General features: G+C 68.9%; 12 protein-coding genes and 1 pseudogene. 8 read left to right on the top strand and 5 right to left on the bottom strand.

What is annotated here, in order from left to right; genetic code table 11:
* Positions 1-332 precede the first annotated feature (332 nt).
* From EBL84_RS17370 to EBL84_RS13110, 3 genes and pseudogenes are all read left to right on the top strand, one after another.
* On the top strand, positions 333-653 hold the full coding sequence (locus EBL84_RS17370; protein WP_223807014.1) for a hypothetical protein: 321 nt from the start codon (positions 333-335) through the stop codon (positions 651-653).
* Positions 554-859 (top strand): annotated as a pseudogene (locus EBL84_RS17590) (IS1 family transposase); the annotation flags it as partial. The gene EBL84_RS17370 and the pseudogene EBL84_RS17590, both read left to right, overlap by 100 nt.
* Before the next feature lie 85 nt (positions 860-944).
* Positions 945-2,189 (top strand): transposase, encoded by a 1,245-nt coding sequence (locus tag EBL84_RS13110; protein WP_123141221.1) that lies wholly within the window; start codon positions 945-947, stop codon positions 2,187-2,189.
* 126 nt (positions 2,190-2,315) lie between these two features.
* Here the strand turns inward: EBL84_RS13110 and EBL84_RS13105 are convergent, their stop codons facing one another.
* Together EBL84_RS13105 and EBL84_RS13100 are read right to left on the bottom strand one after the other, a co-directional pair.
* Positions 2,316-3,251, bottom strand: a complete 936-nt coding sequence (locus EBL84_RS13105; RefSeq protein ID WP_190287967.1) for an META domain-containing protein — start codon at positions 3,249-3,251, stop codon at positions 2,316-2,318.
* 4 nt (positions 3,252-3,255) lie between these two features.
* Positions 3,256-3,906 carry a hypothetical protein gene (locus EBL84_RS13100; RefSeq protein WP_123141219.1) on the bottom strand — a complete coding sequence of 217 codons (651 nt, stop codon included), beginning with the start codon at positions 3,904-3,906 and terminating at the stop codon, positions 3,256-3,258.
* Between the two features lie 168 nt (positions 3,907-4,074).
* On the opposite strand from EBL84_RS13100, the gene EBL84_RS13095 reads away from it, so the two are divergent.
* Complete coding sequence (locus EBL84_RS13095) at positions 4,075-4,632, top strand: hypothetical protein (protein ID WP_190287966.1); 558 nt, start codon at positions 4,075-4,077, stop codon at positions 4,630-4,632.
* Here EBL84_RS13095 and EBL84_RS13090 read toward each other — a convergent pair.
* Positions 4,525-5,634: a glycosyltransferase family 2 protein gene (locus EBL84_RS13090; RefSeq protein WP_123141218.1), complete on the bottom strand. Its 1,110-nt coding sequence runs from the start codon at positions 5,632-5,634 to the stop codon at positions 4,525-4,527. The genes EBL84_RS13095 and EBL84_RS13090 overlap by 108 nt on opposite strands.
* 253 nt (positions 5,635-5,887) lie before the next feature.
* Between EBL84_RS13090 and EBL84_RS13085 the strand changes: the two genes are divergently transcribed.
* On the top strand, positions 5,888-7,276 hold the full coding sequence (locus EBL84_RS13085) for a glutamate decarboxylase (RefSeq protein WP_123141217.1): 1,389 nt from the start codon (positions 5,888-5,890) through the stop codon (positions 7,274-7,276).
* A 38-nt stretch (positions 7,277-7,314) separates the two neighbouring features.
* Here the strand turns inward: EBL84_RS13085 and EBL84_RS13080 are convergent, their stop codons facing one another.
* Entirely contained in the window at positions 7,315-8,403 is a 1,089-nt protein-coding gene (locus EBL84_RS13080) for a linear amide C-N hydrolase (protein WP_123141216.1), read from the bottom strand.
* Positions 8,404-8,569: 166 nt separating this feature from the next.
* On the opposite strand from EBL84_RS13080, the gene EBL84_RS13075 reads away from it, so the two are divergent.
* A complete protein-coding gene (locus EBL84_RS13075; RefSeq protein WP_123141215.1) occupies positions 8,570-8,968 on the top strand; it encodes a hypothetical protein in 399 nt (132 codons plus the stop codon).
* Here EBL84_RS13075 and EBL84_RS13070 read toward each other — a convergent pair.
* On the bottom strand, positions 8,965-10,098 hold the full coding sequence (locus EBL84_RS13070; protein ID WP_123141214.1) for a glycosyltransferase: 1,134 nt from the start codon (positions 10,096-10,098) through the stop codon (positions 8,965-8,967). The genes EBL84_RS13075 and EBL84_RS13070 overlap by 4 nt on opposite strands.
* 187 nt (positions 10,099-10,285) lie before the next feature.
* On the opposite strand from EBL84_RS13070, the gene waaF reads away from it, so the two are divergent.
* Together waaF and EBL84_RS13060 are read left to right on the top strand one after the other, a co-directional pair.
* The gene (gene waaF, locus EBL84_RS13065) at positions 10,286-11,347 is read left to right on the top strand and encodes a lipopolysaccharide heptosyltransferase II (RefSeq protein WP_123141213.1); all 1,062 of its coding nucleotides are present in this window, start codon (positions 10,286-10,288) and stop codon (positions 11,345-11,347) included.
* Between the two features lie 19 nt (positions 11,348-11,366).
* The gene (locus EBL84_RS13060; protein WP_123141212.1) at positions 11,367-12,494 is read left to right on the top strand and encodes a glycosyltransferase; all 1,128 of its coding nucleotides are present in this window, start codon (positions 11,367-11,369) and stop codon (positions 12,492-12,494) included.
* Positions 12,495-12,791: the final 297 nt, after the last annotated feature.

The following is a 12,791-nucleotide window of genomic DNA, read 5'->3' as shown; positions in this document are numbered from 1 at the left end:
CCGCGATGTACTGCTCCGCACGCCGCACCATCCAGCGGTCGAACGGAGGCTTAACCCCTGATTCTCCGACCTTTTGCACGTACCGGTGCCAAAACGACCGTACCTTTTCCCTATAGGTTGACGGGTTGTTGTCCATGGCCTAGTCTCAGTTCGTGTATGCGTGGTTGGTTGGGACGGCTACATCGCGAAATTTTGAGGATAGCGAGGGTGCGTACACGAATCATAGACACGCTATGCAGATTCTGTCTAGTTCAGAAATTAGAGAATCTGGGTGGTGCCCTGACCGATAGGCTTCGATAAGATCAGAGTCTCTTGCTTTAAGGGTGAAGACGATGTATCCGACATGTCCGCAGTGTCACTCCAATCATGTGACCAAAAATGGATTCAACCGGCTGAAAAAGCAGTTGTACAAGTGTCAAGATTGCGGTCGCCAGTTCGTTCTCCATCCTGCCAAGGGGCCAGTTTCTCAGGAAACCCGCGAACTGATCGATCGGTTGCTGCTGGAAAAAATCTCCCTGGCCGGAATTGCCCGTGCGGTGAAGGTCTCCGAGGCTTGGCTGCAGAGCTACGTGAACGAGAAGTACAAGAAGGTCCCTCGTCAGGTCGCGCTAAGTCAGGTCGCGCTAAAAAAAACACCACACCCTACGGAGTAATCCTGGAGTGCGACGAACTGTGGTCCTTTGTCGGAAAACGCCTGAACAAACAATGGATCTGGCTCGCCATGGATCGCCTGACTCGGCGTATCGTCGGGGTCCATGTTGGCGATCGTACGGAGCGCTCCGCACAGGCGCTGTGGGATTCCATCCCAGCGCAATATCAGACTTCCGCTCCCGTCTACACAGATTTCTGGAGCGCCTATGCGAAGCAAAGGGACACCCACTTACCGTTGACGCTCCCAAGGCCCTCTTCTACGCTTCTCCCAACACCTGCAGCGGAGATGCCCCATGACCCGTCCCCGCGCCGCGCTCGTCTCCTTGTCCGATACGCCCTGGTATCACGTCGTCACGCGCTGCGTGCGCCGGGCGTATCTGTGTGGCTTCGATCGGCTGACGGGACGGAGTTTCGAGCATCGGCGCGGGTGGGTGGAGTTGCGGTTGCGCCAGCTCGCGGGGGTGTTCGCGATCGATGTGGCGGCCTATGCGGTGATGAGCAATCACGTGCATCTGGTGGTGCGGGTGGATGCGGATCGAGCGGCGGGGTGGTCGGATGCCGAGGTGCTGCGGCGCTGGCGGTGTCTGTTCCGGGGGCCGATGGTGGTGGAGCGGTTCTTGTCGCCGGCGACGCGGGTGGGGATGACCGAGGCGGAGCTGGATGGGGTCGCGGGGTTGGTTGCGACCTACCGGGCGCGGTTGGCGGATCTCTCCTGGTTCATGCGGGTGTTGAACGAGTCAATCGCGCGGGCGGCGAATCGGGAGGATGGGGTACGCGGGCGGTTCTGGGAGGGGCGCTTTCGTTCGCAGGCAATCCTCGACGAGACGGCGCTGCTGGCGGTGATGGCCTATGTCGATCTCAACCCGATCCGGGCGGGGATCGCGGAGACGCCGGAGGAGAGTGCGCATACCGGGATTGCGGCGCGGATTGCGGGCTTGCGGGCGGGCGACGAGGGCACGATGACCGGACAGCAGCTCGACATAGCGCACGGCTCAGCTGCTGAGCAACAAGCACCACCAGACGTCCATCCCGACTTGCAACGACCGATTCCCCAGCTAAAGACGATCACGCCCTCCGAGGCTGACGGCGCCTCTCCAGCCAGTCACATATCCACATCGCCCGAGGCCGCGGGCAACGCCTCACCGAATCCAGACGCCCGCAGCGTCACCCTCTGGGAGACCGTCTTCGATCGCCTTCCCCCTGCCCCACTACTGCCCTTCGGCAACCCCGCCGAGATCCCCGCGTCGATCCCCTTCACCTTCGACGACTATCTGACCCTGGTCGACTCGCTCGGTCGCGCCCTGCATCCACGCAAGCGCGGGGCGATCCCGGCGGAGTTGCCCGAGATCCTCTCCCGGCTCGGGATCGCGCCGGAGCGCTTCGTCGAGCACGCGGGTTTCCTACTCAAGGGGTTTGGTGCCGCGATCGGTGCGCCAGAGCGGCTGACGGCACTCGCCGCGCGCCGGGAGTGTCGTTATCTGCGGGGTGTCGGGCGGGCCAGGACGCTGTTCGGGCCGGGGCGGGGGCTGGCGGCCTGAGGCCGGCCAAGCGCCTGCCCGAGGTCCGGCTCATCTGAGACCGCACGACGGCTCGGCGCCGTTCTGGTGGACATCACGACGCCCTGTCGCGCCTTGCCGAGCCTTCACCGATCAGCGCACACCGGCTCAACGCCCCCAGGGCGGGACGGCGAACGCCTGCGTCTCGTCGTCGCTGCCCGGGGGCATGAAGTCGTGGATCGACTCATCGGTGAAGTAGCGCCAGAACGCCTCGGCCAGGGCGGGGTCGTGGATGCTGAAGGCGCCCGCGGTCTGTTGCGCGTCGAGGAAGGCGCGATAGGCATCGAGCGGTTCCGGGCCGAGCTGTTGATAGATGATGCGCCCGCCGTACTCTTGGTGGAGTGCACGGTTGACCTTCCAGTGACGGATCAGCGCGCGGGCCATGTCGCGCTGCATGACCGCCAGTTGTTCACGCTCCTCCGGGCTCAACCTGGTCTCGGCATCCAGTCCCGCCGCCGCCCGACCGGCGCGCAGCCGTTCGAGCAGGGCGGCGATCTCCTCTGGCTCGGCGACGATACCCTGCTCGTCGGCATAGTGCTCGAACAGGCGCCCGAGGATGATCTCCTGGAGCTGCGTGGCATCGACGTCGCGCAGCGACTCGCCGAAGAGGGTCGCGACCGGTGCCGGGGGCTCGAGCGGCGCCAGCTCGATGATGGAACCGTCGGCCATGGTGGCGAGGAAGAGGTGTCCGCCCTCGATGACATAGCTCCGCACCCACTGGAACTGCGCCAGATAGCGCTCGGACAGGGAGCCTGGCGGGCACAGCGCCCGGGTCGTCGCGATGGCGCCGAAGCGCAGCTGACCGGGCGCGTCCGACGCCCAGGTGCCGGTACCGAGCTGGCAGTCGGCGCGAATGGCCACCATGCCGTCATCGCGCAGTTCGAGACTGTACTCGGCGCCCTCCTCGGGGACATAGACCTGATCGTCCATCGACTGGATCTCGACCAGCCTCCAGGCCGTCCCCGCCAGGGGCGAGGACTCGGCCAGCGCCAGCGAGCTAACGCTGCACAGCAGCGCGATCAGCAGAATGGTCGGATATCTCATCGCCTCAGCCTCCCTCGATCGCGGCGAGTGGCACCTCATAGACCTCCTGGCCGTCGATGACGACGGTCCAGGTATCGCCATCGCGCGAGGCCTCGACGCTGCGGTTGGTGGCGTTGACGTAGCCGGTCATGAAGTTGATGGTGAACTGCTCACCGGCTGGGCTCTGCACCACGATCGAGGCCTGGCCCTCGTCCATGCGCAGGATGCCGGCCGGGCACTGGCCGAACGCCTCGGCGGTGAGGGCGCGACAGCGCAGCAGCGTGGTGGCGTCGTAGTCGGCGGTGGAGAAGGGCCAGGTCGGGTTGTCCGCGGCGGTCGTCGTCGGGCCGCGATCCCAGTAGACATAGAGGCTCTCGTCGGGGAAGCGGAAGATCAGCCCCTGGTCGCCGAGCCCGCTCTGGCGATAGACCGGGCGGCCCGCCTGATCGCGGAAGTTGCCCACCGCCTCACCGCTCGGCGCCAGCTCGTGCACCACGCCGTCCTCGCGGGTGATGGTCACATAGCCCTGGCGCTGGCTGAAGGTACAGGGAAGCGTCTGCTCGGCACGGTCCTCACCCTTGGGGTAGATCTCGCAGCGCGCGTCGGTCCAGTCGGCGGTGGCCGGGAGCGCCCACAGCCCGGTGACGACGACCAGCAACAGGGGTTGAACCCGCATAATCGATACCTCCTCGTGTGATGGCGCCCTCGCGCCCGGCATGGAGAGCGGCCAGCGCGCGCCGACCCGTGCTCTCTGAGGGCCGCGCGTCCTGGGTTCAAGGCTGGTCGCGCTCGCCGAACGCCTCTAAGATGCCGCCCCTCCCCCACTACCGCGAGACTCCCCGCCGTGCTGACGACCATCGCGCTCTATGCCCTGATCTGGCTGTCGATCCACTTCGGGGCGGGCTATCTGGCGCATCGCCTGCCCGAGCGCCTGCTCGCCGGGCTGCCGCTGCTCGGTCGCAGCTATCGCTGGGAGCTGGACGGTCGGCTCTATCAGCGGCTCGGCATCCAGACGTGGAAGGATCATCTGCCCGAGGCCGGGGCCTTCTATGCCGGCGGCTTCTCCAAGCGCAACCTGCGGGGTCAGGATCTCGCCTATCTGCACCGCTTCGTGCGCGAGACCACGCGCGCCGAGGTCTCGCACTGGCTGACCTGGGCGATGGCGCTGAGCTTCTTCGTCTGGACCCCCTGGCCGGTCGGCGTGGCGATGCTGATCTATGGTGCGCTGGTCAACGCCCCCTGCATCCTGGTGCAGCGCTACAACCGCGCGCGGCTGCTGCGCGCGATCGCGCTCCTAGCCCGGCGTGCGCACCGCGATCGAGCGCCCCTTCCAGCGCACGCTGTTGCACACCAGGGTGCGATAGAGCGAGCGGAAGAAGACCGCGACGAAGAAGGCCAGTGAGACCGGATAGGTGAGCGCCGTGGCCAGCCCGAAGTTGCCGAGCCGGCGCAACAGCCACCACAGCTGCGCGACATAGGCCGCGTAGGCGATCAGCCCCGCGACCACCCAGGTCGACAGCCCCTGGCTCGCCCAGCCCAGCGAGGCGTCGACGGCGGCCACCGCGCCATAGATCCAGTAGGTGGTCATCAGCAGCATCAGCGGACCGGTGGTCATCGCCCCGCGCGCGAGGTTCTTGGTCCAGCCGTCGGCGAGATCGCGCACCCCGTCGGGATACATGCGAAAGGCGATGGTGCCGGCGCCGATGAAGTTCGAGGTCGGCACGCCGCGTCGCGCCATCTCGCGCGCCAGCGCCACGTCATCGACGATCTCGGCGCGCACCAGACGATGCCCGCCGGTGCGGAAATAATCCGCGCGCGAGCACACCATGCAGGGACCGAAGCTGCCGTTGGCGCGCAGCGCGTCGCCGGCCAGGGTGAAGGAGCGGATGCTCGCCATCATGATGACGAAGAAGATCGACGACAGCCGCTCGTAGGCCGCGACCATGCGGTGATAGGGCTGCACCGAGACCAGCCCGCCACGCGCGGCATGGGTGGCGGCGATGCGCCGCAGTCCGGCGGGTTCGAGCTCGGTGTCGGCGTCGAGAAAGACCAGCAGGTCGCCGCTCGCCGCCTGCGCCCCGACCCAGCAGGCATGGGGCTTGCCGAGCCAGCCGGGCGGCAACTCGCCGAGACACAAGGTCTTCGCTCCGGCGGCACGCGCCAGCGCCGCGGTGGCGTCGGTGGAATTGTCGTCGACGACGATGACCTCGTACTCGGCGTGGTCCTGCGCGCGCAGCGAGGCGAGCAGCGGCGGTAACCGCGACTGTTCGTTGCGCGCCGGGATGATCACCGACACCTTGCCCCCACCGACCGGACGCGTCAGCGGCGGGCAGGCGCGCAACCGACCGAGAAAGATGAACGCGAGGCTCCACGGCAGGAGCAGCCAGAATAGCTCGATGGGCACGGCGGATGGACTCGTTTCGGGGTTGGAAGAGGGTGACGTGCGACGCTGAACGTCGCTGACGCCACGCTGCAACTCAGGGGCGGCGGCAGTATGGCCGGGGCGGCGGCGGAAGGCAAACTTTCCACAACGGATTCAGTCGACTGCGGCCCCTTTGCCCGATCCGAATGCACACCGACGGGCGACCCGCGCACCATTGACTACGCTTGCACCTAGCGCCCCGAACCCCGGGGCGGTGGCGATGGAGGGATTGGCGATGGTGACGCGAAAGATCGAGTCGATCAGCCCGGAGGAGCAGGATGCACTGCTCGCGCCGGCCTATGCGCGGCGACGCATGCTGGAGGCGGTGCCGCGATACCGTCTGCCGGAGCACGAGATCGAGCCCGAGACGGTCTATGACCTGATCCACGACGAGCTGATGCTCGACGGCAATGCCCGGCTCAACCTGGCGACCTTCGTCACCACCTGGATGGAACCCCAGGCCGAGCGGCTGATGGCCGAGGCCTTCGACAAGAACCTGATCGACAAGGACGAGTACCCGCGCACCGCCGAGATCGAGGCGCGCTGCGTCAACATCGTCTCCGACCTCTTCCACGCCCCCGAGCAGGGGATCGGCGCCTCGGCGATCGGCTCGAGCGAGGCGGTGATGCTCGCCGGAATGGCGCTGAAGTGGCGCTGGCGCGCGCGTCGCCGCGCCCGCGGCGAGGATACCCACCGTCCCAACCTGATCCTCGGGGCTAATGTCCAGGTGGTTTGGGAGAAGTTCTGCCGTTACTGGGACGTCGAGCCGCGCTACATCCCGATGGAGAAGGGGCGCTATGTCATTACCCCGGAGGAGGTGATCGCCCGCACCGACGCGCACACCATCGGCGTGGTCGCCATCCTCGGCACCACCTTCACCGGGGAGTACGAGCCGATCGAAGCGATCCACGCCGCGCTGGAGGCGCAGAACGCCACCACCGGCTGGGAAATCCCGATGCACGTCGACGCCGCCAGCGGCGGCTTCGTCGCCCCCTTCCTCGACCCCGAGCTGGTGTGGGACTTCCGCCTGCCGCTGGTCAAGTCGATCAACGTCTCCGGGCACAAGTACGGCCTGGTCTATCCCGGCGTCGGCTGGGTGGTGTGGCGCGGCCACGAGGACCTGCCCGAGGAGCTGATCTTCCGGGTCAACTATCTCGGCGGCGACATGCCGACCTTTACCCTCAACTTCTCCCGCCCCGGCAACCAGGTGGTGGGGCAGTACTACAACTTCCTGCGTCTGGGGCGCGCCGGCTACACCCAGGTGATGACGGCACTGCGCGAGGTGGCCACCGAACTGGCGCGCAACGTCGCCGACCTCGGCCCCTTCGAGCTGGTCAGCGACGCCAGCACCATCCCGGTGTTCGCCTTCAAGCTGCGCGACGAGATCACCGACTACAGCGTCTTCGACATCTCCCACAAGCTGCGCGAGAGCGGCTGGCAGGTACCCGCCTACACCATGCCCGAGCACGCCGAGTCGGTCGCGGTGCTGCGCGTGGTGGTGCGCGAGGGCTTCAGCGCCGACCTCGCCGAGCTGCTGCTCGCCGACCTCGCCAAGGCTGTCGCCCACTTCGAGGGGTTACGCGCACACGACCCGGCGCCGCCCGCGCCCAGCTTCGCCCACTGAGGGCGCGCGCCGGGGCGCGCTGGCCCCGGCGCACCGGCTCAGTCGCTGCCGGAGGCGTCCATGAAGGTGAAGGGCTCGGCGGCGGTGAAATGCGCGGCGGCGTTGCCGGCATAGACATAGCCGCCGTCGACCGGCAGGGTCTTGACCTCGGCCCCGGGCGAGAAATCGAGGTCGTCGAGCGCGACCCAGAAGGTGTTGGGCGTGGTCGCCGAGGAGAAGTAATAGACCCGATTCTTCTGGTCGGCGGCCACCGACCACAGGGTCGAGGCGAGGTTGGGCTGGTGCTCGACGCTGATGCCCAACGGCACCGAGACGGCGCGCTGCACCGAGAGCACCTGGGCGACGGCCTGGTTGGCATAGGTACGATTGGGCACGGCGTCGAGATAGTCGTCGTCGAGCGACTTGGGCACCGCATCGAGCAGGAAGGAGGCGCGCGCATAGCGATCGGCGGCGCGCACCGTGCCGGGCAGGAAGGCCATACCGCCGACCCCCTGCCAATAGGTATCGATCGCCAGCTGCTCGGCATAGGGCGGCGAGTTGGTCATCACCCGGTACTCGGGGCCGTGATGGACGACCAATTCGCCGTCGAGGTACTCGAAGATCGCCGAATCGCCACTGGGGTCGGAGAGCGAGAGATGGAGCGCGGCGGGCTTGCCGTTGGGCAGATCCTTGGCGACCACCCGCAGCGGCTGCTCGGTCAGCCCCTGCACCGCCTCGGCGACGGTGGCGTAGTTGTCGAGCGCGTACTGCGCCCAGAGCGCGATCGAGAGCGGCGGCAGCGCGGCGTCCTCACCGTAGTCGGACTCGGCCAGATAGAGCAGGTTGGCCACCAGCCCCTTCTCGTTCATGCCGTCACTGGTTGCCAGATCGTAGGACGAGGCGACCAGGCTGCCGTACTTCGACACCCAGCTCGGCGAGTCCGGTCCCGCCCGGCCATCGCGCGCCATGCCGCGCGGGAACACCCAGAGCGCGGTCTCCATCGACTGCATCCAGTCCATGTTGCGACCGGTGATCACCGTCTCGTCGTCGCCGACATAGAGGGTGCGGGTACAGGCCTCGCCGCCCTGGGGCAGGCCGATACCGGCGGCCAGACAGGCCGCGGCGACGGTCGTGATGCGCTTGCTCATACACAGGCTCCTGCGGTTGCGATCGGAACACCATCGGGTCCAGAGCGTTAAGCATAGCAGCACCACGAACGAACGCAGGACCAGCATTGACGAGACGCTCGGTGCGACTTGCCACCGACCGTTCGCACCCCGATCATCCGTCAACATCGACCAGCCAGGAATCGTCATGACTTCCCCCAAAGAACCACGCGACGACACCCCGGAGACGTCCCACCCGGCCCCCGGTGCTTACGGCATCCGCGGCAGCGCGACCCCGGAGTCGCTGATCCTCGAACAACTCAGCCAGGGTCCCAAGGCCCAGGCCTGCCGACGCTCCAAGGCGGCGCTGCACCAGCTCATCCGCGACGCCGAGCAGGCGCACAAGGCGCGCAGTCGGGTCGGCACCGAGACCTGTCCGCAGTGCGGCCAGCCCCACCTCGCCCACTATCGACTCGCCGAGCGCTTCCATCTGCTCGAGTGCGCGCACTGCGGCCACCACGGTCGCGGCACCAGCGCGGCAGCGGCGCGCGCCGATGCCGAGTCCGGTGTCGGCAGCGGTCGCGATTGGCGGACTGCGCCCGGCTAGCGCAGCCCGAAGACCTCCAGATAGCGCCCGGCGCTGGTCTCCAGACGGTACTCGGCGACTGCCTCGCGCAACCGCTCGGCGGGCAGCGGCCGATCGAGGGTGCGCTCGATCGCCTCGGCCAGGGCCGCGACGTCGCCGACGGCGACCAGCGGGCCGTACTCGCCGCCACGGGTGATCTCGCGCGGACCGCTGCGACAGTCGGTGGCGACCACCGGGGTGCCGAGCGCGAGCGCCTCGGTGAGCACGTTGGGCGAACCCTCCCAACGCGAGGACAACGCGAACAGCGCGGCGCGGGCGAGGAAGCGATAGGGGTTGGACGCGAACCCGGGCAACGCCACCGCCTCCGCCACCCCCAGCTCGGCGGCCAGACGCAGCAAGCGCTCGCGCTGACGGCCCTCGCCGAGGATCAGCAGCCGACACGGGCGTGTCTCGCGCACCCGGGCGAAGGCGCGGATCAGCGTCTCGAAATCCTTCTGGGTACGCAGCCCACCGACCCCCATGATCACCGGCTCGGCGCCGGGCGCGAACCAGGGGTGATCGACCTCGGCCGCGGCCAGTGCCGCCAGTTCCGGGGTGATGTTGGGGTTGCGGATCACCCGCACCCGCTCGCGCGGGATGCCGGTGATGGCGACGATGTCCTCGGCCACGCCGTCGGAGACCGCCACCACCGCGTCGGCGCGACGATAGAGCGCGCGCAGCCGGCGCGTCTCGCGCCAGCGCCACAGCCAGCCCTTGCCGCGGGCGCGCCAGCGCTCGCTCATCGCGGTGCCGGGACGCAGCACGTAGCGGGTGTCGCCGCCGAGCCGACGCTTGACCGCGAGCGCGACCCGGTCGTCGCGGGTCTTGGCGGTGAGCACCGCCGCCGGGCGGGTGCGCGCGACCAGCTCGGCGAGAAAACGGGTGCGCGCGCGCAGCCCGCTCGCCGCGAGCACGTGCACCCGCACCTCGGGCGGCAGGGTGTCGACGAAGGGCGCCCCGGCGTCGTTGACCACGAAGTCGACCGGATGGCCGTGCCCGGCGATCCCGCGGGCGATGTTGACCATCATCCGCTCCACCCCGCCGTCGCCGAAGCTGGGGATGAAGAGACACACGGGGCGGGGGCTCGGCTGGCTGGGGGTCGCTGGGGTCATGCTCGGGGTCCGGAGGCTGGCGGTGGGCCGACGCGTGGCCGGCGGGATGGACATCATTATGGCGAAAACCGGCGGGGTCCGGACAGCCGCGCGGCGCCCGGCGATTTCTGGGATCATAACGACCATCAGCAACCCCGCCGGTCGCCCCGGCCGGACACCATCGTTGCGCCGAACCCGATCAACCGACATGTCACCAAGCCCAGATCCCAACGCCCCGCGCATCCTGCTGGTGCGCCTCTCGGCCATCGGCGACGTGGTCTTCGCCTCGCCGCTGGTCGCGGCACTGCGCCGCAGTCATCCACACGCCCACATCGCCTGGCTGGTCCAACCCGAGTGCGCGCCGCTGCTCGCCCAGCACCCCGACCTCGACGAGGTGATCCCCTGCCCGATCAACCGCTGGCGCAGACTGGTGCGCGAGCGTCGCCTGGGCACGCTCGCGCGCGAGCTGCGCGCGATGCGCGCCGAGTTGCGCGCGCGCCGCTTCGATCGCGCCATCGACCTCCAGGGGCTGCTCAAGAGCGGCATGCTGACCTGGTTCAGCGGCGCGCCCGAGCGCATCGGTCTGGGCTCGCGCGAGGGCAGCCAGTGGCTGATGACCCACACCGTGGCGCGCGACGGTCCCTACAAGCGCATCGGCTCCGAGTATCTGCACCTGGCCCGGACCCTCGATCTCGCCGTCGAGCCCTTCGCGATGGCGGTGCACCATGGCGAGGCCGAGCGCGCGCGCGTCGCCGAGCTGGTCGCGCCGGCCGGGGCCGGGGCGCGGCTGGTCGCGCTCAGCCCCTTCACCACCCGGCCCCAGAAGCACTGGATCGAGTCGCGCTGGGCGGACCTCGCCGAACGGCTGCACCAGGAGCTGGGGCTCGTCCCGGTACTGCTCGGCGGCCCCGGCGACCGCGCGGCGGCGGCGCGGATCGTCGCGCGCTGCAAGGCGCCGCTGCTCGATCTCGCCGGCGCCACCAGCCTCACCGAGGCCGCCGCGCTGATCGACCGCGCAGCGCTCGCGGTGGCGGTCGACACCGGGCTCGGCCACATCGGCATCGCCATGAACACCCCGAGCCTGCTGTTGTTCGGCTCGACCTGTCCCTATCTCGACACCACCCGCGACAACGCCCGGGTGCTCTATCACCCGCGCCCCTGCTCACCGTGCAAGCGCCATCCGAGCTGTGAGGGGCGCTTCGACTGCATGCGCGAGATCACCGTCGAGGCGGTGGTCGAGGCCGCCCGCGAGCTGCTCGCCGATGACTGAGCCGAACCCTGAGCGGACATTGCGCGTCCTCCACGTCGAGGGCGGGCGTCATCTCTACGGCGGCGCCTTCCAGGTGCTGCACCTGCTGCGCGGACTGCACGCGCGCGGTCATCACAACCTGCTCGCCTGTCCGCGCGGCTGCGACCTGGCCCGGGCCGCGGCCCCGGTGGCCGAGGTCCACGGCATGCCGATGCACGGCGACGCCGACCTGCTGATGGCCGCGCGGCTGGCGCGGCTGATCGACCGCACCCGGCCCGACCTGGTACACCTGCACAGCCGCATCGGCGCCGACGTCATGGGCGGCATCGCCGCGCGGCTGCGCGGGGTGCCGGTGATCCACACCCGCCGCGTCGACAACCCCGAGCCGCGCTGGCTGGTGGCGCTCAAGTACCGGCTGCACGACCGCGTGGTGGCCATCTCCGAGGGCATCGCCCGGGTGCTGAGCGACGAGGGGCTGGCGGCCGACAGGCTGCGCGTGGTGCGCAGCGCGATCGACCCCGCACCCTATGCCGGGCCCTGCGCGCGGGCGCTGATCACCGCCCGGCTCGGGCTACCCGCCGACGCGCTGATGGTCGGGGTGATCGCCCAGCTGATCCGGCGCAAGGGCCATGCGATCCTGCTCGAGACCCTGCCCGCGCTGATCGCGCGCCACCCCCGGCTGCACCTCTGCTGCTTCGGTCAGGGACCGGAGGCGGCGGCGCTGGCCGAGCGTATCGACGCGCTGGGGCTGCAGGGCCGGGTCCATCTGTGCGGCTTCCGCGACGACCTCGCCGAGATCCTGCCCTGTCTCGATCTGGTGGTGCACCCGGCGCTGATGGAGGGACTGGGGGTGTCGCTACTGCAGGCGGCGAGCGCCGGGGTACCGATCGTCGCCAGCCGCGCCGGCGGCATCCCCGAGGCGGTGCGCGACGGCGAGAACGGGGTACTGGTCGAGCCGGGCGACGCCGAGGCGCTGGCCACGGCGATCAGCGCCCTGCTCGCCGACCCGGCGCGTCGCCGTGCGCTCGGCGCCGGCGGTCAGGCGCTGATGCGCCGCGACTTCTCCATCGACGGCATGGTCGAGGGCAACCTCGCCGTCTACCGCGAACTGCTCGCCGAGCGCGCTGGGAATCACAACCGCAAAGACGCGAAGCGCACAAAGGAATGATCGTCTTTGTGCACTTCGCGCCGGTATCAAACGTGCCCGAAAAGCCCGGCGACCGTGAAGATGACAACCGCAAAGGCGCGAAGTGCGCAAAGGGATGCGCGGCTTCGCGGACTCGGCGCCTGGATCAAGCGTCACGGCAAGGCTCAGTGGCAGGCGCAAGCGCCGACAGCGACCGGCCCCCAGCCTCCAGTCGCCAGTACCGCAGGCCATGACGGCTGCGAGAAGACGCCGAGCACGCGGCGGGATCGCCGCTGGGTTCGGCGTCTTTACCGAACAACCATCGACCCGCAAAGACCG

The sequence above is a fragment of the Marichromatium sp. AB31 genome (genome assembly GCF_003718685.1).
In the GTDB taxonomy this organism is placed as follows: Bacteria; Pseudomonadota; Gammaproteobacteria; order Chromatiales; family Chromatiaceae; genus Marichromatium; species Marichromatium gracile.
Note: the sequence above shows the minus strand (reverse complement) of the source record. Positions and strands in the feature narration are given on the sequence as shown.

Bases quoted from the DNA above. Each gene is read 5' to 3' on its own strand.
- EBL84_RS13105 (WP_190287967.1), bottom strand. From the start codon at position 3,251: ATGAGATATCCGACCATTCTGCTGATCGCGCTGCTGTGCAGCGTTAGC.
- EBL84_RS13085 (WP_123141217.1), top strand. From the start codon at position 5,888: ATGGTGACGCGAAAGATCGAGTCGATCAGCCCGGAGGAGCAGGATGCA.
- EBL84_RS13100 (WP_123141219.1), bottom strand. From the start codon at position 3,906: ATGCGGGTTCAACCCCTGTTGCTGGTCGTCGTCACCGGGCTGTGGGCG.
- EBL84_RS17370 (WP_223807014.1), top strand. From the start codon at position 333: ATGTATCCGACATGTCCGCAGTGTCACTCCAATCATGTGACCAAAAAT.
- waaF (WP_123141213.1), top strand. From the start codon at position 10,286: ATGTCACCAAGCCCAGATCCCAACGCCCCGCGCATCCTGCTGGTGCGC.
- EBL84_RS13080 (WP_123141216.1), bottom strand. From the start codon at position 8,403: ATGAGCAAGCGCATCACGACCGTCGCCGCGGCCTGTCTGGCCGCCGGT.
- EBL84_RS13110 (WP_123141221.1), top strand. From the start codon at position 945: ATGACCCGTCCCCGCGCCGCGCTCGTCTCCTTGTCCGATACGCCCTGG.
- EBL84_RS13070 (WP_123141214.1), bottom strand. From the start codon at position 10,098: ATGACCCCAGCGACCCCCAGCCAGCCGAGCCCCCGCCCCGTGTGTCTC.
- EBL84_RS13075 (WP_123141215.1), top strand. From the start codon at position 8,570: ATGACTTCCCCCAAAGAACCACGCGACGACACCCCGGAGACGTCCCAC.